The organism is Aeromonas sp. 602200 (assembly GCF_049173895.1).
In the GTDB taxonomy this organism is placed as follows: Bacteria; Pseudomonadota; Gammaproteobacteria; order Enterobacterales; family Aeromonadaceae; genus Aeromonas; species Aeromonas veronii_A.
The window spans coordinates 238,022-257,279 of sequence record NZ_JAAKSL010000002.1; the positions used below are offsets into that span (position 1 = coordinate 238,022).

Consider the following 19,258-nt stretch of genomic DNA (forward strand, 5'->3'; position numbering starts at 1 on the left):
CAGTCTAAAAAGTGTGCCGCGTGCTGCCACCCCATCTGAGCTTTATTTGATATGGATCAACCACATCGCCCTGGCCACCAGGCACAGAGCGTGACATGGAAACTGAAAGTTGCGTGACAAAAGCACATTGATTGCCACTTGACACGCTTTGGTGGCACACTTTCTCCCATCAACCCGTAGCGCCTCGACCCAGAACAATGCAGACACCGGAAAACGCGTCAGAAAAGAAGAGCCCTGCCAAGCCCCAACGCATTCTGATGGTCAATGAGCAGCGCTCGTTTCAGGTGATGATGAAGGCGATGCTGATCAATCTGGGTATCAGCAACATCACCTACTCCAATACCGCCGAGGATGCACGGCGTCGCTGCCAGAAGGGCAGCTTCGACATCTATCTCATCGATTACGATCTCGGGGTCGGCGAAAATGGCCGCCAGTTGCTGGAGAGTCTGCGTGACCAGAGCCTGATCCCGCCCCAGAGCGTGGTGATAATGGTGAGCAGCGACAGCTCCCGCGCCATGGTGCTGAGTGCGCTGGAGGCCGAGCCCGACGAGTACCTGATGAAGCCCTTCTCCCAGGAGCAGTTCTCGTTTCGCCTCAGACGCGCCCTCGCCCGGCGTCATGCCCTGGCACCGGTATTCACCGCCCTGGCCGACAACAACTTCCAGGCTCTCATTACCGCCTGTGCCGAGCGAGCCGATGCGGTGCCCCGTTTTGCCAACTACTGCCGCTGCTTGCAGGCCGATACCCACCTCAAGTTGGGTGAAGCACAGGAGGCTCGCGCCTTGATGCGCCAGCTGCTGGCCGGCCAGGAGAACAGCTGGGCCCGCCTGACGCTGGGCAAGGCGTGCAACACTCTGGGGCTCCATGAAGAGGCGGTCAGCCATCTGCAGGCGACCCTCAAAAATACCCCGCTGATGGTGGAAGCTCACCTCTGGCTGGCGGAATCCCAACTCGCCCTCGGCAATGACGAGCAGGCGCAGCAGGAGCTCAGGCGGGCGGTGGACATCTCCCCCCAGTCGGTGCAACTCTCCCGCCGACTGGCGGAGGTGTGCCTGCTGCGCCACGACTATGCCCAGGCCAAGGATGTGTTGCTGTCGCTGATCGACCTGTCCCGCAACTCCATTCACCGCACCCCCCACTATCTGGGGGCCTATATCCAGACCCTGACCCTCTACGCCCTCAACAGCAACGACAGCTACCACATCGCCAACCTGCAAAAGCAGGTCAATTCTGCCCTGTCGCGCATCCGCGATTCGCTGATGATGTCGGAGTTCAACTACCCGGTGTTCGAGCAGATCTGTCAGGCCCGGGTGCAGATTGCGCTGGGCGAGCTGCTCAAGGGCAAGAAGATGCTCTATCGCGCCAATCAGAACTGGCTTGATGAACCGGCCACCATGCCCCCCGCCCTGCTTGGCGAGACCATCCTTGCCCTCTACCAGCTCGGCGAGTTTGAATATGCCGAAAGCCTGCAAGGGCTGCTGGCGGAGGACGAAGACCGGCTGCTCACCACCTGTATTCAGGCAACCCGGGATGACAAGACGGTACTGGAGCGGCGTCAGCGCTACCAGCAGCTCAACGATCTGGGGATCAAAGCCTATCAGGCCGGGGAGCTTGAACAGGCACTCGGTCACTTCCGCGAGGCCCTGCGCCGCGCGCCCGCCAATACCGGTGCCGCCCTCAACAAGATCCAGGTGTTGCTGCAACTGATGCAGAAAAACCGCAAGAGCCCGGAGTTTGGTGCCGAATGCAAGGAGACCCTGGAGGTGCTCGACGGCATCCCCCTCAACCCGGCCCAGCAGGAGCGTTTTCGCAAGCTGCGCCAGGAGTTCAACCAGTTCAGCTAAGACGCCGCCGTGCCCCCTTTTCCCCGCCTATGCTGAAACCAGTTCGGCAATGCGAGGGAAACGAAGATGGCGATGTGTCGTTATCTGGTGGCCGATGGCCGCCACTGCAGTGAAGAGGCTGGCGAGCACGATCTCTGCCACTGGCATGATCCCCACCATACCCATCAGGAAGCCCACACCGCCGAGGCGCTTGAACAGTACGTCCGCGCTGGCGGACTCTGCCACGGCCTGCAGCTGTCACGGGCCAATCTGGCGGGCCTCAATCTGGTCAACAAGGAGTCCGATCAGGGATTTTTGCTGGAGCAGTGCAACCTCTATCGCGCCAACCTGCGCGGTGGTCACCTCTACGGCCTGCGCATGAAGGGCGGCAGCCTGATGAAAGCCGATCTCAGTGACGCCAACCTCCAGTGCGCCACCCTCGATGACGTCAACCTGCTCGGCATCCGCTGGCACAACACCCGGCTCGACAACATGCAGACCGGCAAACGGGTGATGCAGGATCGCAAGGGGCGCCGCGAACGGGATCCCAAACAGGCGCGCATCTGGTTCAAGGAGGCGGAAGAGACCTACCGGGATCTGCGCAAAGCCTCCGAGGCGCAGGGGATCTTCACCATGTCCGGCAACTATATCCAGCAGGAGCTCACCATGCGCCGCCTGCAACTGCCGTTCTGGTCGACCCAGCGTTTTACCTCCTGGGTGGTCGATCTCTTCTGCGGCTATGGCGAGGCCCCGATGAGGGTGGTGCTCTTCTCTCTGCTGCTCATCTTTATCTGCAGCATTTTTTACTTCTTCTGCGGCCTCAACTTCGCGGGTAACTACCTTATCTATCGACCAGAGGCGCCCCTTGAAGAGAACGCCATCTTCCTGCTCGAATGCCTCTACTACAGCGTGGTCACCTTCACCACGTTGGGGTACGGCGACTTCACTCCGGTCGGGCTCTCCAGGATCTTTGCCGCCTTCGAAGCCTTTACCGGCAGCTTCACGCTGGCGCTGTTTGTGGTGGTATTCGTCAAAAAGATGACCCGCTGACGCCTCTCCCTGCCAAGCGGGTCGGCCACTGGTGCTGACCCGCGCCCCGAACTTGCATCCACCGCCGATTCCTAGTCCAATAGCCACTTATAAAAATGACATGAGCATCCCGGACATGAAGATCATCTCTTTCAATATCAACGGCCTGCGCGCCCGCCTGCACCAGCTGCAAGCCATCATCGACAAGCACCAACCCGATGTGATCGGCCTGCAGGAGATCAAGGTACACGACGAGGCTTTCCCGCTGGCCGATGTGGAGGCCATGGGCTATCACGTGGAGTTTCACGGCCAGAAGGCCCACTATGGGGTCGCCATCATGAGCAAGCAGAAGCCGGTCAAGGTGGAGAAAGGCTTCCCCACCGATGACGAAGAGGCCCAGCGCCGGATGATCATGGCGACCTTCGAGCGCGAAGACGGCTCTCTCATCAAGGTGATGAACGGCTACTTCCCGCAGGGTGAAAGCCAGGATCACGAGACCAAGTTCCCGGCCAAGCAGAAGTTCTACGAGGATCTGCAGCACTATCTCGAAACTCATCACACGCCGGACGACCAGCTGGTGCTGATCGGGGATATGAATATCTCCCCCACCGATCTCGACATCGGTATCGGCGAAGCGAACCGCAAGCGCTGGCTGCGGGATGGCAAGTGCTCCTTCCTGCCCATCGAGCGCGAATGGATGGAGCGGCTGAAAGGGTTCGGTCTCACCGACACCTTCCGCGCCGCCAACCCTACCGAGTGCGAGCGTTTCTCCTGGTTTGACTACCGATCCAAGGGCTTTGACGAGAATCGCGGCCTGCGCATCGACCTCATCATGGCCTCCGACGCCCTCAAGGACAGCGTGACCGAGACCGGTATCGACTACGAGCTGCGCGGCATCGAGAAACCCTCCGACCACGCTCCCATCTGGGCCTGCTTCGCCTGATTGAGTGCGGGCGAGGGCTCCTCTCGCCCGCTACAATTATCCCCCTTTTTCCTCCTGACTATTGTCATCGCACGCACTATCCTGTCGGCAATCCAGTTCTCATATGATACTCTTTACTCCATTTTCCAGTAGCAGAACGGCTTCTGTTGTGAAGAACAGAGAGAACTTTTTCGATCAAGCAGCTTGGGTTCAATGTTCATGCTCTATGATTGAAAAACTTCAATAATCCAATGAGTTAATTTGTAATCATGAAGTTAATCACGTCAGCCGAAAAAAAAGGTGTGCATGATGGCCGCAATCGGGCCAACAGGAGTGAAATGATGATGGAGCCAAACACCAGAGCAGGATTATTCAAACAGGGGATGCTCGCTCTGACGCTGGCCGGTGCACTGGCCGGCTGTGGCGGGGAAACAAACCAGACGGTGCAAACCATGCCGGCCGTGCCCGTGGTAGTCAACGAGGCGACCCTGACCGATGTGCCGCTCACCACCGAGATGGTGGGCGAAACCGCCGGTTTTCGCGAGATCGATGTCCGCTCCCGGGTCAGTGGCATCCTGCTCAAGCGCACTTATGTAGAAGGCCAACCGGTTACCGCCGGCCAGCAACTGTTCCTGATCGACCCCGAGCCCTACAAGGTGGCGCTGGAGCAGGCCAAAGGCACCCTGGCCCAGGAGCAGGCCAGACTCAACAAGGCTCGCGCCGATCGGGATCGCATCATTCCCCTCTTCAAGCGCCAGGTGGTAAGCCGCAAGGACTATGACGACACCATCGCCAACTATGAAGCGGCCATCGCCAGCCATCAGGCCGCTCAGGCCAAGGTGAAGGAGGCCGAGCTCAACCTCAGCTATACCAAGGTCACTGCCCCCATCAACGGCATGGCGAGCAAGAGCTCCCAGTCCGAGGGGAGCCTTATCTCCACCAGTGGCGACAACGGCCTGCTCACTACCATCACCCAGTTTGATCCGCTCTACGTCAACTTCTCCTACTCGGAGCAGGATCGCCTCGATTTCGAGAACTCGGTCAAGAGAGGGACCATTGAAGCCAAGGACGCCACCAACTGGCGCACCCATATCCGCCTGGCCGATGGTTCTGTCTACCCACAAGCGGGCAAGCTCAACTTCTCCGACAACCGGGTCGATCCCCAGACCGGCACCATCCGTGCCCGCGCCATCTTCGATAACAAGGACGGCGTGCTGCTGCCCGGCCAGTTTGTCCGTATGACCATCGATCTGGGCACCCGCAAGAATGCCATAGTGGTGCCGCCCCGCGCTATCGTCCAGTCCCAGGCTGACCGCATGGTGATGGTGGTCGATGCCGAGAACAAGGTGATCCCCCGTCCGGTCAAACTGGGCCCGGTGGTCTCCGAGGGGGTGCTGATCGACAGCGGCCTCAATGCCGGTGACCGTTACATCGTCGAAGGCTTGATGAAGGCTCGCCCCGGCAGCGTGGTGAAACCTGTCTCTGCCGACGAGATGAAAGCCATCACCGCCAAGATGGTCAGCCACTCAGCGGCCAAGTAAGGAGCTCGTATGTTTTCCAGGTTTTTTATCGAGCGTCCCATCTTCGCCAGCGTGATTTCCATCATTATCGTGCTGGGCGGATTGGCGGCAATGCGCTCGCTTCCCATCGAGCAGTACCCCCAGATCACCCCGCCGGTGGTCTCGGTGACCGCTTTCTATCCGGGGGCCACTCCGGAGGTGATCTCCCAGACTGTCGCCGCACCGCTGGAGCAGCAGATCAACGGCGTCGAGCGGATGATCTATATGCAATCGGGTTCGGCCTCCAACGGCCAGATGAACCTCAACGTCTACTTCGAGATCGGCACAGATCCGGATCAGGCCACCATCAACGTCAACAACCGGGTATCGGCCGCCATGGCCCAGCTGCCGGAAGAGGTGAAAAAGCAGGGGGTAACGGTCAAGAAGAAATCGACCTCCATCCTGCAGGTGGTCACCCTCCAGTCGCCGAACGGCTCGTTTGATACCACCTATCTGTCAAACTATGCCCTGCTCAACATCATCGACGAGCTCAAGCGGATTCCCGGCATCGGTGATACCACTCTGTTTGGCGGTACCGACTATGCGATGCGCATCTGGTTGCGGCCGGATCGACTGGCCCAGCTCGAACTCACCCCGAGTGATGTGATTAGCGCCATCCGCGAGCAGAACACCCAGTTTGCGGCAGGCAAGATCGGCGCTCAGCCCACCTCGACCCCCATCGACTTCACCTACACGGTGCAGACCAAGGGTCGCCTTGAAGATGTGAAAGAGTTCCAGAACATCATAGTTCGCTCCATGCCCGATGGCTCCAAGATCCGGGTCCGCGATGTCGCCCGGGTCGAGCTGGGGGGCAAGGATTATGATCTGGTGGCCCGCGCCAACGGCAAACCGGCCATCGGTATCGCTACCTATCTGCAGCCCGGTGCCAACGCCGTAGCAGTCGCCGATGCGGTGCACACCACCATGGAGCGGCTCAAGGAGCGCTTTCCGCAGGATATCGAGTACCAGATCCCCTACGACACCACCGAGTTTGTGAAGATCTCCATCGAAGAGGTGGTACACACCCTGTTCGAGGCGATCGTGCTGGTGTTCGTGGTAGTCTACCTGTTCCTGCAGAACTTCCGCGCCACCCTGATCCCCTGTATCGCGGTGCCAGTGTCGCTCATCGGGACCTTCGCCGGCATGCTGGTGCTCGGTTTCTCCATCAACCTGCTGACCCTGTTCGGCATGGTGCTCGCCATCGGTATCGTGGTGGATGACGCCATCGTGGTGCTCGAGAACGTCGAGCGGATCATGAGCGAGAAGAAATGTTCGCCCAAAGAGGCTGCCATCCTCGCCATGCAGGAGGTCTCAGGTCCGGTGGTCGCCATCGTGCTGGTGCTTTGCGCCGTGTTCCTGCCGGTCGCCTTTATGGGTGGCATGACTGGGGTGATGTACAAGCAGTTCGCCATCACGGTCGCGGTCTCGGTGGCCATCTCCGGTCTGGTGGCTCTGACTCTCTCTCCGGCCTTGTGCGCCGTGTTGCTGAAAGAGGGACATCACAAACCGGCCCGTTTCTTCGTCTGGTTCAACGATAAATTTGACCAGCTGACCCGCGGCTATGTACGGGGTGTGGCCTTCCTGAACCGTCGGGTGGGAGTCGCTTTTGCCATCATCGCCGTACTGCTGCTCTCCATCTACGGTCTCTTCCTGAAAGTGCCGGGCGAGCTGGTACCGAACGAAGATCAGGGCTACCTCATCTCCGCCGTCATGCTGCCGGATGCCGCCGCCATGAGCCGGACACAGGCAGTGGCGGATCAGTTCGACAAGCTCGCCATGGCCAATCCCAATGTGAAGGATGTGATCACTTTCTCGGGCTTCGACATCCTCTCCAACGCCATCATCAGCAACAGCGGTCTCACCTTCATTACCCTGAAGGACTGGAGCGAGCGCAAGGGGACAGGCCAGGACTCCTTCGAGCTGGCCAAAACTCTGCAGGGGATGAGCCTGATGGGGCTGGCTGACGGCTTTGTTGCCTCCTTCAACCCGCCCCCCATCCAGGGAATGTCCACCACCGGCGGACTGGAAGGCTACCTGCAAAACCGGGGTTCCGGCAGTGCCCAGGAGTTTTCGGGCGAAGTACAGCGCTTCCTCGCCGCCGCCAAGGAGCGCCCCGAGTTTGCCAGTGTCACAACCACATTCCGTGCCAATGTGCCGCAGGTCTATCTCGACCTGGATCGCGAGAAAGCCAAGGCGCTGGGGCTGCCGATCAATGCGGTGTTCGACACCATGCAGGCCACCTTCGGTCAGGTCTATGTCAACGACTTCAACCAGTTTGGCCGAACCTACCGGGTACAGTTGCAGTCCGAAGCGGACTACCGCGCCAAGAAGAGCGATATCCGCAACGTCTACGTGCGCTCCAACACCGGCGAGATGATCCCGCTCAGCAGCCTGGTGACGGTCCGTGATGCCACTGGCCCCGAGCTGGTAGAGCGTTTCAACATCTTCCAGGCAGCCAAGATCATGGCACAGCCGGCACCCGGCTACAGTTCGGGTCAGGCGATCGCCGCACTGGAAGAGGTGGCCAACAGTACCCTTGGCAACGATGCCAAGCTGGAGTGGACCGGTTCCGCCTATCAGGAGAAGGCCTCTGCCGGTAGCGCAGGCATGGCGTTCGGCTTCGGTATTGTGATGATCTTCCTCATCCTGGCAGCCCAGTACGAACGCTGGAGCCTGCCGTTTGCGGTGATCACAGCCGTACCGTTTGCCCTGTTCGGCGCCCTGCTGGCCACCTGGCTGGTAGGACTCACCAACAACGTCTACTTCCAGATCGGGCTGGTGACCCTGGTGGGTCTTGCCGCCAAGAACGCCATACTGATTGTGGAGTTCGCGGTGATGAAGCACGAAGAGGGGATGAGCCTCATCGAGTCGGCACTGGAGGCGGCGCGCCTGCGTTTCCGTCCCATCGTGATGACCTCGCTGGCCTTCATCCTCGGCTGTGTGCCGCTGGTCACCTCCAGCGGCGCTGGTGCCGCAAGCCGTCACGCTCTCGGCTGGCCGGTGATCGGCGGCATGCTGGCGGCCACCTTTATCGCCATCTTCTTTATCCCGCTCTTCTTCCGCCTCATCATGAAAGGGTCGGAAAAGCGCGCCAAGCCGTAACGCTCTCCACGGGCGTTCCACCGATAACAAACTACCCCCGCCCGTGCGGGGGTATTTTTTTGTCTGCGGTGTGCTTCAATGACACACATCGAGACTTTTTTGCACAGGATCCGGATATGCTGGCTCAGCTCTGGCTCGCGACGACCTTGACGACCACTACCCTCTCCGCCTGTGGTCATCACGATTATCCCCCCTGGAACTGGCTGAGCGATGGCAAGATCATCGGCGTTTGTGCCGAAGTAGTCAGTACCCTCTATCAACGGTTGGGTTTCAATGTGGATCTCTCCTATGTGGGCCCCTGGGCCCGCTGTCAGCAGAAAGTGGCGAAAGGAGAGGTCGACATCAATATCTGTGCGCTGCGCAACGAAGAGAGAGCACACTACTCCCGCTTTACCCGAACGCCCATGGCCATCAATGACATGGCGGTGTTCGTGCGCCAACCCGGCAGCCGCTTGCTGCAGCGACGGGAGGATCTGACCGGACTGCGGGGAGCCATGATGATAGGCGTCAGCCTTGGCAGCGAAATGGATGATTTTTTGCAAGCAAATACCCGCATCTACAGGGTCAACTCCCTCAAGCAGGTATTTGGCCTGCTGGCCAGTGACCGGGTCGACTTCGTTCCCTATGGCCGCTCTTCCGGTCGCCTGTTTTTGAGCGAAAATTACCCGAGCAGCGGAATGGTTGATCTGCAGTGGCCACTGCAGCGCGGTGAGCTCTATATTTCTGTTTCACTACAATCTCCCCATCTTGGCACCCTCGAACAGCTGGAACCCATGCTGCAAGCGCCGGGCATGAGGCAGTGGATAGATCAGCTGCTGGAGAAATACAGCGACATCTATCTGCAACAACAGCGCCAGCCCTCGCCTTGACCTTCTCCCAGAAGCAAGGTTTAGAGTCTGGATACCAGATCCTGAAGGATGACCGGATTGTCACTCACCCAGCTTGCGACAAGATTGCCCTCTGCCCTGCTAGCCCGGCTATTGCTGGCGCTGCTGCTCGTGTGCAATCTGACTCTCTGCATCAGCTGGCATGGTTCTCCCCTCTCCTCCAAGCCGACCCCAAACAACACTCAGTCGATGGTGATGTTCGATTCATCCATGGCGATGGCGGATGGCGAGAGCTCTCATGCGATGCCCGCAATGTCTCACCCGAGCGATACCATGGCCCTCTCCTGCCATCAGGGAGACGAGGGGTCGGCCATGGGCGATGAGTGCCAGATGCAGACCGGCGTCAATGCCCTCTCCTTCGGCGCGATAGCTCTGCTGGGTGTATTGGTCGCCCTGCTGATCTTCCCCCTGCTACTTGGCAGTAACTTCGCAACTGCACTGCTTGATAACTGGTTGCGGGATCCCTTCCTGCGATCACGCGGTACCCATCCCCCCTCCTGGCCGCGCCGACACCTGATGTTGTCGGTGCTGCGACACTAGAAAGATCTTCTCTTGCGGCAGCGGCAAGCCTCGGCTTGCCCGTCTCCTGCCGCCTTGCCTGACCCTGTGCCCCGGCCAAACCGGCCCGCTCACTGGGAGCCGTGCGCGCTGATACAGCTGCGCCCCGTTTGCCGCCAATCCCTTAGGTGATGCCTTGTCCATCTCCGATCCGGCGGCCTGCACAAGAGAAGAGATATGATGTCACTTGTCCCTGTTACCGGCCTTATCGCCGCCAAGAACTTTGCCACCCTGCCACTAAGTGGGGGTGTGCGATGAGCCAGAAACTGCTGGTATCAGCCCTGCTGCTGGCCCTCGGCGCCGGTGGCGGCTACTGGGCTGCCAAACAGACCACTGCTAGCACCGTGGCCAAGGAGAAGACGCCGCTCTACTGGGTCAACCCCATGGATCCGCGCGACAAGCGCAATGCCCCGGCCAAGGACAACATGGGGATGGACTTTATCCCCGTCTATGAGGAAAAACAGGGCGGCTCACCGGGCACCGTCACCATCAGCCCCGAGATCCAGCAGAACCTGGGGGTGCGGCTTGCCAAGGTGGAGAAGCTCCCTATCCACCAGCAGATCGAGACGGTGGGCTACGTCGGCTATGACGAGGACAAGCTGGAGGCGGTCAACGCCCGCATGGCGGGCTGGATCCGCACCCTCGCCATCAAGAGCGAAGGGCAGCAGGTGAGCAAGGGGAGCCTTATTTACGAGCTCTACGCCCCGGATCTGGTCAACGCCCAGCACGAATACCTGCTGGCCCTCAACACTGCCAACCCGCTGCTGCTGCGCGCCGCCGAAGGCAAGCTCAAGTCCCTGCAGGTACCGGCAGATCAGATAGCGGCCCTCAAGCGCACCCGTCAGGTGCAGGAGACGGTGCGTATCTATGCCCCCAGCAGCGGTTATGTCTCCGAGCTGAAGGTGCGCGAAGGCCAGTATGTGGAGCCCGCCGCGGCCCTCTTTAACATCAGCACCCTCAAGCAGGTGTGGGTGAGTGCCGAGGTGTTCGAGCGCCAGGCCGCCCAGCTGAAGGTGGGGGATCCGGTCACCATGACCCTCGACTACGCCCCCGGCCGCCACTGGCAGGGCCGGGTCGATTACCTCTACCCGACTCTGGATGCCACCACCCGTACCCTCAAGGTGCGCCTGCGCTTCGCCAACCCGGACGAGTTTTTGAAACCCAATATGTTCGCCAAGGTGACGATTCAGGCGGGCAAGGGAGAGCCGCAACCGGTGGTGCCGAGCGAAGCGGTGATCCGTACCGGCAGCCAGGACCGGCTGGTGCTGGCGCTGGGGGATGGCAGCTTCAAGTCGGTGGCCGTCACTCTGGGTCCCCAGTTTGGCGACAAGGTGGCCATCAAGGAAGGGGTAGAGGCGGGGGATAACATCGTCAGCTCGGCCCAGTTCCTGCTCGACTCCGAGTCGGCCATCGATTCAGACTTCCAGCGTATGACGGCAGTGCGCCCTGCCCAGGTATGGACCCAGGGCGAGGTTGAAAGCATCGATCTGTCCAACCGTACCCTGATGGTCTCCCACCAACCCATCCCCGAGTGGCAGTGGCCCGCCATGGAGATGGAATTCACCGTCGCCGAAGGAGTCGACATCAGCAAGCTGGTCGAGGGACAGCCCCTCCATCTGCAGGTGATGCAGGAGGGGGATGAGTACCGCATCACCACCATCCATCAGCAGCAAACGCCGGCAAGCGGTGACACCGCCAAGCCTGCGGCAGATGAGATGGAGAAGATGGAAGACATGGACCATAGCCAGCATCAGATGGCGATGCCCGAGGTGGAGAAGAAATCATGATCCCTTCCATCATTCGCTGCCTGACAGGCAACCGCTCTCCGCTCTCTGCACCCAATGAGCAAGGAGCCCAACCATGATCCCCTCGATTATTCGCTGGTCCGTGGGCAACCGCTTTCTGGTGCTGCTATTGACCCTCATGCTCACCGCCTGGGGGCTCTGGTCGGTCAAGCAAACCCCGGTGGACGCCCTGCCGGATCTCTCCGACGTGCAGGTGATCATCAAGACCTCCTATCCAGGCCAGGCGCCCCAGGTGGTGGAGGATCAGGTGACCTACCCGCTCACCACCGCCATGCTGGCGGTGCCGGGGGCCACCACGGTGCGCGGCTACTCCTTCTTCGGCGACTCCTTCGTCTATGTGCTGTTTGACGACAACACCGACCTCTACTGGGCCCGTGCCCGGGTGCTGGAGTATTTGAGCCAGGTCGCCCCCAACCTGCCCGCCTCCGCCCGTCCCCAGCTCGGCCCCGATGCCACCGGGGTGGGCTGGGTCTATCAGTACGCGTTGGTGGACAGAACCGGCAAGCATGACCTCAGCCAGCTCACCTCGCTGCAGAACTGGTTCCTCAAGTACGAGTTGCAGACGGTGGACGGGGTCTCCGAAGTTGCCACCGTGGGCGGCATGGTGCGCCAGTATCAGGTGCGGGTCGACCCGGACAAACTGCGCGCCTACGGCATCCCGCTCTCCCTTATCGAGACCGCCATCAAGCAGGGCAATCAGGAGACCGGCGCCTCCGTCATCGAGATGGCGGAAGCGGAGTACATGGTGCGCTCCAACGGCTATCTCAAGAGCGTCGAGGATCTGAAGCAGATCCCGCTCGGCACCAATGTGCGCGGCGCCCCGCTGCTGCTGGGCGACGTGGCGGATGTGGTCACCGGGCCCCAGAGCCGGCGCGGCCTGGCCGAGCTCAATGGCGAAGGGGAAGTGGTGGGCGGCATTATCGTCATGCGCTATGGCGAGAATGCTCAGCACACCATCGACGGGGTCAAGGCGCGGCTCGCTCAGCTGAAGAGCAGCCTGCCGGAGGGGGTGGAGGTGGTCACCGTCTACGATCGCTCCGACCTTATCCAGCGCGCCATCGATAACCTCTCCGGCAAGCTGCTGGAGGAGTTCGCCGTGGTGGTGCTGGTCTGCCTCGCCTTCCTGTTCCACCTGCGCTCGTCACTGGTGGTGGTCATTACCCTGCCCATCGCCATTCTGGTGGCCTTTATCGTGATGCACCTGCAGGGGATCAACGCCAACATCATGTCGCTGGGGGGCATCGCCATCGCCATCGGCGCCATGGTGGATGGCGCCATCGTGATGATCGAGAACGTCCACAAACACATGGAGCGGGAGGCGCTCACCGACAAGAACCGCTGGCGCATCATCACAGAGGCGAGCATCGAAGTGGGGCCTGCCATCTTCTTCTCCCTGCTGATCATCACCATCAGCTTCCTGCCGGTGTTTGCGCTGGAGGCGCAGGAGGGGCGGATGTTCCACCCCCTCGCCTTCACCAAGACCTATGCCATGGCGGCGGCTGCCGCGCTCGCCATCACGCTGGTGCCGGTGATCATGGGTTACTTCATCCGTGGCAAGGTGCTGGCGGAGCAAGCCAACCCGCTGAACCGCTGGCTAAGCCAGGGCTATGTGCCGCTGCTCAAAGCCGTCTTGGCCCGCCCGAAAACCACCCTGGCCATCGCCGCCGTGGTCACGGTGGCGGGCTTCTGGCCGCTCAAGTACCTGGGCTCCGAGTTCATTCCGCCGCTGGACGAGGGGGACATCATGTATATGCCCACCACCGCAGCCAATATCTCGGTGGGCAAGGCGCGGGAGATTTTGCAGCAGACCGACAAGCTCATTCGTACCGTACCCGAGGTGCAGAACGTGTTCGGCAAGGCGGGGCGCGCCGAAACCGCCACCGACCCTGCCGATCTGGTGATGATGGAGACCAGCATCCAGCTCAAGCCCCGGGATCAGTGGCGCCCCGGCATGACCCCGGAGAAGCTGAAAGAGGAGCTCGACTCCCTCATCCGCTTCCCCGGCCTCACCAACGCCTGGGTGCCCCCCATCAAGACCCGCATCGACATGCTTGCCACCGGTATCAAGACCCCGGTCGGCATCAAGATAGCGGGGCCGGATCTCAAGGTGATCCAGCAACTCGGCCAACAGCTCGAACAGATCGTTGGCAAGGTGGAGGGCGCCTCATCGGTCTACGCCGAGCGGGTGGCGGGTGGCCGCTACGTCAAGGTAGATATCGACCGGCTCAAAGCGGCCCGCTATGGCCTCAACATCGCCGATGTACAGGCGGTGCTCGCCACCGCAGTGGGCGGCATGGAGGTGGGCCAAACCATCGAGGGGCGCGAACGCTATCCCATCAACCTGCGCTACCCCCAGAGCTATCGCGATTCTGTAGCCAGCTTGGAGCTGCTGCCGGTGGTCACGCCAAGTGGCGCTCGCATCGCGCTGGCGGATGTAGCCCAGGTCTACATCAGCGATGAAGCCCCCATGCTGCGCAGTGAAAACGCGCGGCTCAACGGCTGGGTCTACGTCGATATTCGCGGCCGCGATATCGGCTCCTTCGTCGATGAGGCCAAAGCCGAGGTGGGCAAGCAGCTGGTGCTGCCGGCGGGCTACGCCCTCACCTGGTCTGGCCAATACGAGTACATGGAACGGGCCAAGGCGCGCCTCGCCTACGTGGTGCCGCTGACGGTCGCCATTATCGTGCTGCTGCTCTATCTGGCGTTTCGCCGCGTTCAGGAGGTGCTGCTCATTCTCACCACCTTGCCGCTGGCGGTGGTGGGGGGGATCTGGACCCTCTGGCTGCTCGACTTCAACCTCTCGGTGGCGGTCGGGGTGGGCTTTATCGCTCTGGCGGGGGTGGCGGTAGAGACCGGCGTCTTGATGCTGGTCTACCTCAACCATGCCTGGGATGACCTGGTGGCCAGTGGCAAGCCGGACAAGGCGGGTCTACACCGGGCGGTGATCCACGGCGCCGCCCTGCGCCTACGCCCCAAGATGATGACGGTGGTCACCATCATCGCTGGCCTCTTGCCCATCATGTGGAGCCACGGCACCGGATCCGAGGTGATGCAGCGCATCGCCGCCCCCATGATCGGCGGCATGGTGAGCGCGCTGGTGCTGACCCTCTTGGTGCTGCCCGCCGCCTACTACCTGTGGCGCAGTCGCAGCCTTGGCAAGAGCGCGTACCCGCAATCCGAGTAACCCGATTTCACGATCCATATTGACTGAACGATAAGGAAACCATCATGAACTACAAAACGCTGACCCTGACCCTGCTGCTTGGCCTTGCCACCCAGACCAACCTGCAAGCCGAAGAGATGATGCACCATGAAGGGCACGATATGAGTCAGACGGGTGAGATGAGCGAACAGGCCGCAATGGTGATGACCAAGGGGGTCATTACCCGCCTCGATGAGGGGCGCGGCAAAGTCGGCATCAAGCACGAGGCGATCGAGAACCTCAAGATGCCCCCCATGACCATGGTCTTTCGAGTAGCTAACCCGGCCCAGCTCCAGGATCTGAAGGTGGGGGATGCGGTGCGTTTTCACGCCGAGAACCCGGACGGCAAGCTAACCGTAACCACTATCCAGAAACAGTAATCAGAGTCATTTCAAAAAAAAAAACGGCGGGATCATCCCGCCGTTTTCTGTTATTGCACCATCCGCCGAGCGGTCTCCTCAGCCGTTCGGATAGGCTTGGGCTATGTTGGCCTGCGCCACCCCCATCAACTGAACCGAGATATCCTGCAGCACATAGAGGTCGCGGCGACGGGTCCAGGGTTGATCGGATTGCTCGTCGTACCAGACGGGCAGTTCGATCCCCTCCGGGGCATGGCTCGCCACCTTGCGGGCACGGCAGGTGATGATGCAGCGCTTGACGTGGTCGCGGTGACCGATAACGGCCGCCGTGCCAAGGGCGGCGGCATCTCCGCCGGCATAATCCCTGACAATGGCCTCCACCACGCCGTCCGTGCTGAGGTAGACCAGCTTGCCTTCATTATCCCAGTAAGGCTCGATGGAGATGACATCCCGGGCTGGAATGTCCGGATAGCGGGCCGAGTCGAGGAAGCGGGCAATCTCCCATTGCACGTACATGGGCACCGGCTTTTGCCGATAGAGGGCCGCACAGCAGGCAGCCAGAGCCTCGTTCATGGGGCCGGGCTCGGCCAGTTCATCCGGGTTGCCCGAGGCGTTGGGGCGGTTGCCGAAGGCAAAGGCGATGACGCAGTGGGCCTGGTCGATGGCGACCCGGGACGGGGTCATGTTGAAGCAGGCCTCCTCGATGAAGGGGGCCAGCTGGCGGGCCGTCTGCTCGTCGTGCAGCTCGGCGCTCAGCCGGTCGGTCAGGGTGGTGCGAAAATCCGCCGCACTCCCCTGGCTGTCATTGCTGCTGTTGCAGCCGGTGAGGGTGGCGACCAGGGGGGTACTCAACAGCCCCAGGGTGACTCTACGTCGACTCTCGTTCATTTAGATTCCTCTTTGGTAGCAAGCACTTAACGGGAACAAGCAGCAATTAACCCTTGACCCAATAAACGCTCATACCATACGGAAAAACGGGGGCGACAAAAGCCATACCGCGAGGCTCGTACCCAGAACGTGCAGCAATTCACACATTAATCAATAAACGAAAGCACTCTTTTGCGAATGAGCCAATAAAAGAAATTAACATCCACATTAATGAACCACTGATAGATACTCTATCTGTGGTTCATTCGCACAGATTTCATCCCTCAGATAACGCGCTCGTTCAGCTGCGGGTTGCCAGCAACTGCTCCACATCCTCGATCACCTTGAGAGCCGCCTGTGGGCCGCCGCTGGAGGTCCAGAGCGACCCGTCCACGGCGCCAAAGCGCTTGGCCTTGATCACCGGCAACTGCTGGAACGCCGGGGTCTGCTCCGCCTGACGCATGGCATCCACCGCATCGCCGCTGGCGCTCAGGGTACCGACCACCAGCCAGTCGGCATCCAACAAGTTGAGGGACTCGAGACTCAGCGCCGGTGAATGGGGCGCGCCAGTCCCCTGTTGTTTGCCCGGACGCACCAGCCCCATCGATTCAACCACGCTGCTGGCAAAGGTGCCCTGATACATAAAGCTCGGCCCCTTGGGGTTCCAGCGCACTATGCTGATGCTCTCCCCCTGATGTTTGGCCAGCTTGCTGCGGGCCTGAGTCAACCGCTCGGCATACTGCAGCAAGAAAGTAGCTGCTTGCTGGTCGCGGTTGAGGGTGTGGGCGGTGCGGCGGAAGCTATCCTGCCACGGCTCCCCCCACTTGCTGGTCACCACGGTCGGCGCGATCTCCCCCAGCAAGGTCAGCAGCTCGGGACGGGTCTGGCCGGTCAGGATAAGGTCGGGATCCAGCGCAATCAGCGACTCCAGATTGGGGCTGTCGAGATCGCCGATCACCTGGATCCCCATGCCCGCCTTGTTCAGCAAATAGCGAGGCAAAGTGGGTTGACCACGGCCATTGACGGCGCCGATGGGGGTCAGCCCCAGGGTCAGGGTGCTGTCGAGTTCGAGCTCGCTCAGCACCACCACCCGCATTGGCTGGGCTGGCACCTGCACCTTCTGGCCAAACGCATCAGTCACTTCACGCATCTCCTGCGCCTGAACCAGCGGCGCGGCCAGCATCAGGATGGCTGCTGCCAGGGCTGCAAAACGCTTCATCATCTCACTCCTTCATCGTTGCACGGCCCGGATAATCGGCCGCGTGAATACACTCGGTGGGCCCACAGAGCAGGCCCATATGACTCAACTCGCCGAACGCAGGGTGCGGCCATGTTCGTGGCGACGGGGCACGATAATGGGCGCCCCGTCGCCGGGGGCATGCAGAATGTCGACACTGGTCTGGTAGAGCCGGTCGATTAGATCCTTGGTCACCACCTCCCGGGCCGGGCCCATGGCAGCAATGGTCCCCTCGCCGATGGCGATCAACTCGTCACAGTAGCGGGCCGCCATCGCCAGATCGTGGATCACCAGCAGCACGGTTTTGCCTTCGGCAGTGATGCGGTGGATTGCCTCCATCACCTCGGTCTGGTGACCGATATCGAGGGCACTGGTGGGCTCGTCGAGCAGCACCATGTCGCTGTCCTGCGCCAGGATCATCGCCAGCCACGCACGCTGTGCCTGCCCGCCGGAGAGGGACGCTGCGCTCTGCTGCCAGATGTTTTCAAGCTGCATCCGCTCGCAGGCAATACGCACCATGCGGGCATCTTCCTCACCCCACTGATTGAACCAGCCCTGATGAGGGTGACGGCCATACTGCACCAACTGCTCCACCAGAATGCCGGCAGGCAGGGTCGGCCGCTGGGGCAGATAGGCGAGCTCCCGCGCCAGCCCCTTCATGGGGTAGCTGGCGAGCGGCTTGCCCTTGAGCAGGATCTCGCCGCGTTGGGCTTTCATCTGGCCGGATAGCAGCTTGAGCAGTGTCGATTTGCCGCAGCCGTTTGGGCCGACGATCCCCACCAGCTTGCCCCTCGGCACACTGAAAGAGATGTCCCGCAAAATGGGGGTCTGCTGATAGGCGAAGTGGAGGCGATTTACGGTGAGCGTCATCAGTCAGCCCTCTGGCGATCGTTAACAAGAAGAAACAGCAGCAACAGGCCGCCGAGAATGCGGGTCATGATACCGGTCGCCACCTCGTGAGGGCTGGCCAGCACCCGGACCAGGGTATCGCTGGCAAGCAGCAGCAGGGCGCCGCTAAGCGCCGCCAGCCAGAGCGGCACCACCCGGTCTTTCACCAGCCAGGAGGCAAGAATGGGGGCCGCCATGGCGATAAAGACCACGGGGCCGCCGATGGCGGTGCCGAGCGCCGCCACCAGAATGGCCTGGGCCAGAATACCCAGTTGTACCCGATCGCCGTTGACGCCAAGCCCTCTGGCCATCTCGGGACCAAAGCGCAGCACCGCCAGCGCGCGGGAGAGATAGACGATCCACGGGCAGAGCACCAGCAACAGGATGGCGATAGGGGTGATGGTGCTGTAACCCACGGCGATAAAGCTGCCCATATTCCACAGATAGAGGGAGCTCAGGTGCAGCAGGGCCTGGGTGGACATCACAAACTGACCGAGCGCCTCGAACAGCTCGGAGAGGCCGATGCCGATCACCACGAACAGATAGCCCTGCTCACCCGGTTTGCGGCAGAGGGCATAGAGCACCAGCGCCGCGAAGATGGCGCCGATGGGGGCCGCCCACCAGGGCCAGCTGCCCACGGTCAGGTAGAGGGAGAAGACGATGATGGCCAGAGAGGCGCCGTTGTTGACCCCCACCATGTCGGGTGTGGCCAGCCGGTTGCGCACCAGAGTCTGCACCAGACAGCCGGAGAGCCCCATGGCCGCCCCCGCCACCACCACCCCAAGAATGCGCGGCAGCCGGATCTTGAACAGGGTGAGCTGCTCAAGCCGCGTCCCCTCCCCCTGCAAGGTGTTGACCACCCCGGCAAAGCCGAGCTTGCCGCCGCCAACGCTCAGGGCCAGCAGAGCAAGCACCAGCAGCGCCATGGCCAGCAGAGCCAGCCAACGCCAGCTGGGCAGATGGATCAGCAAAGAGCGGTTGCCGGCCCGCAGGCAGAGCATATCGGTAGGTGTACGCATC

The 19,258-nt window shown here is 61.2% G+C and carries 14 protein-coding genes; 10 read left to right on the plus strand and 4 right to left on the minus strand.

The genetic code is table 11. The features are described 5' to 3' along the window. Positions 1 to 197: 197 nt before the first annotated feature. The 10 genes from G5221_RS04165 to G5221_RS04210 all read left to right on the plus strand — a co-directional run bounded on the left by G5221_RS04165 (position 198) and on the right by G5221_RS04210 (position 15,267). Entirely contained in the window at positions 198 to 1,844 is a 1,647-nt protein-coding gene (locus tag G5221_RS04165; RefSeq protein WP_421171808.1) for a response regulator, read from the plus strand. A gap of 66 nt (positions 1,845 to 1,910) precedes the next feature. Continuing rightward, positions 1,911 to 2,873 (plus strand): ion channel, encoded by a 963-nt coding sequence (locus G5221_RS04170; protein WP_201937181.1) that lies wholly within the window; start codon positions 1,911 to 1,913, stop codon positions 2,871 to 2,873. A 115-nt stretch (positions 2,874 to 2,988) separates the two neighbouring features. Continuing rightward, a complete protein-coding gene (gene xthA, locus G5221_RS04175; RefSeq protein ID WP_100653387.1) occupies positions 2,989 to 3,795 on the plus strand; it encodes an exodeoxyribonuclease III in 807 nt (268 codons plus the stop codon). 362 nt (positions 3,796 to 4,157) lie between these two features. Beyond that, positions 4,158 to 5,315: an efflux RND transporter periplasmic adaptor subunit gene (locus tag G5221_RS04180; RefSeq protein WP_421171953.1), complete on the plus strand. Its 1,158-nt coding sequence runs from the start codon at positions 4,158 to 4,160 to the stop codon at positions 5,313 to 5,315. Between the two features lie 9 nt (positions 5,316 to 5,324). Further along, positions 5,325 to 8,435, plus strand: coding sequence for an efflux RND transporter permease subunit (locus tag G5221_RS04185; RefSeq protein ID WP_421171806.1), 3,111 nt, complete (start codon positions 5,325 to 5,327; stop codon positions 8,433 to 8,435). Positions 8,436 to 8,551: 116 nt separating this feature from the next. Continuing rightward, on the plus strand, positions 8,552 to 9,304 hold the full coding sequence (locus G5221_RS04190) for a substrate-binding periplasmic protein (protein ID WP_058055876.1): 753 nt from the start codon (positions 8,552 to 8,554) through the stop codon (positions 9,302 to 9,304). Positions 9,305 to 9,361: 57 nt separating this feature from the next. Further along, positions 9,362 to 9,862 (plus strand): hypothetical protein, encoded by a 501-nt coding sequence (locus G5221_RS04195; protein ID WP_421171804.1) that lies wholly within the window; start codon positions 9,362 to 9,364, stop codon positions 9,860 to 9,862. Between the two features lie 272 nt (positions 9,863 to 10,134). Further along, on the plus strand, positions 10,135 to 11,667 hold the full coding sequence (locus tag G5221_RS04200; RefSeq protein ID WP_421208667.1) for an efflux RND transporter periplasmic adaptor subunit: 1,533 nt from the start codon (positions 10,135 to 10,137) through the stop codon (positions 11,665 to 11,667). A 73-nt stretch (positions 11,668 to 11,740) separates the two neighbouring features. After that, a complete protein-coding gene (locus G5221_RS04205) occupies positions 11,741 to 14,869 on the plus strand; it encodes an efflux RND transporter permease subunit (protein WP_421262878.1) in 3,129 nt (1,042 codons plus the stop codon). 44 nt (positions 14,870 to 14,913) lie between these two features. Then, a complete protein-coding gene (locus G5221_RS04210) occupies positions 14,914 to 15,267 on the plus strand; it encodes a copper-binding protein (protein WP_227342327.1) in 354 nt (117 codons plus the stop codon). Between the two features lie 78 nt (positions 15,268 to 15,345). Here G5221_RS04210 and G5221_RS04215 read toward each other — a convergent pair whose 3' ends face one another. The 4 genes from G5221_RS04215 to G5221_RS04230 form a co-directional block, all read right to left on the minus strand. After that, a complete protein-coding gene (locus G5221_RS04215; RefSeq protein ID WP_227342325.1) occupies positions 15,346 to 16,134 on the minus strand; it encodes a hypothetical protein in 789 nt (262 codons plus the stop codon). Between the two features lie 280 nt (positions 16,135 to 16,414). Continuing rightward, positions 16,415 to 17,332, minus strand: a complete 918-nt coding sequence (locus G5221_RS04220) for an ABC transporter substrate-binding protein (RefSeq protein ID WP_421262941.1) — start codon at positions 17,330 to 17,332, stop codon at positions 16,415 to 16,417. A gap of 84 nt (positions 17,333 to 17,416) precedes the next feature. Then, positions 17,417 to 18,220: an ABC transporter ATP-binding protein gene (locus tag G5221_RS04225; protein WP_005361712.1), complete on the minus strand. Its 804-nt coding sequence runs from the start codon at positions 18,218 to 18,220 to the stop codon at positions 17,417 to 17,419. Beyond that, positions 18,220 to 19,257 carry a FecCD family ABC transporter permease gene (locus G5221_RS04230; protein WP_421262879.1) on the minus strand — a complete coding sequence of 346 codons (1,038 nt, stop codon included), beginning with the start codon at positions 19,255 to 19,257 and terminating at the stop codon, positions 18,220 to 18,222. Before G5221_RS04230 ends, G5221_RS04225 begins: the two co-directional genes overlap by 1 nt. Position 19,258 lies beyond the last annotated feature (1 nt).

What these genes read in the sequence shown, in the direction of transcription:
- G5221_RS04165 (WP_421171808.1), top strand. Translation starts at nt 198, where the DNA reads ATGCAGACACCGGAAAACGCGTCAGAAAAGAAGAGCCCTGCCAAGCCC.
- G5221_RS04170 (WP_201937181.1), top strand. Translation starts at nt 1,911, where the DNA reads ATGGCGATGTGTCGTTATCTGGTGGCCGATGGCCGCCACTGCAGTGAA.
- xthA (WP_100653387.1), top strand. Translation starts at nt 2,989, where the DNA reads ATGAAGATCATCTCTTTCAATATCAACGGCCTGCGCGCCCGCCTGCAC.
- G5221_RS04180 (WP_421171953.1), top strand. Translation starts at nt 4,158, where the DNA reads ATGCTCGCTCTGACGCTGGCCGGTGCACTGGCCGGCTGTGGCGGGGAA.
- G5221_RS04185 (WP_421171806.1), top strand. Translation starts at nt 5,325, where the DNA reads ATGTTTTCCAGGTTTTTTATCGAGCGTCCCATCTTCGCCAGCGTGATT.
- G5221_RS04190 (WP_058055876.1), top strand. Translation starts at nt 8,552, where the DNA reads ATGCTGGCTCAGCTCTGGCTCGCGACGACCTTGACGACCACTACCCTC.
- G5221_RS04200 (WP_421208667.1), top strand. Translation starts at nt 10,135, where the DNA reads ATGAGCCAGAAACTGCTGGTATCAGCCCTGCTGCTGGCCCTCGGCGCC.
- G5221_RS04205 (WP_421262878.1), top strand. Translation starts at nt 11,741, where the DNA reads ATGATCCCCTCGATTATTCGCTGGTCCGTGGGCAACCGCTTTCTGGTG.
- G5221_RS04210 (WP_227342327.1), top strand. Translation starts at nt 14,914, where the DNA reads ATGAACTACAAAACGCTGACCCTGACCCTGCTGCTTGGCCTTGCCACC.
- G5221_RS04215 (WP_227342325.1), bottom strand. Translation starts at nt 16,134, where the DNA reads ATGAACGAGAGTCGACGTAGAGTCACCCTGGGGCTGTTGAGTACCCCC.
- G5221_RS04220 (WP_421262941.1), bottom strand. Translation starts at nt 17,332, where the DNA reads ATGAAGCGTTTTGCAGCCCTGGCAGCAGCCATCCTGATGCTGGCCGCG.
- G5221_RS04225 (WP_005361712.1), bottom strand. Translation starts at nt 18,220, where the DNA reads ATGACGCTCACCGTAAATCGCCTCCACTTCGCCTATCAGCAGACCCCC.
- G5221_RS04230 (WP_421262879.1), bottom strand. Translation starts at nt 19,257, where the DNA reads ATGCGTACACCTACCGATATGCTCTGCCTGCGGGCCGGCAACCGCTCT.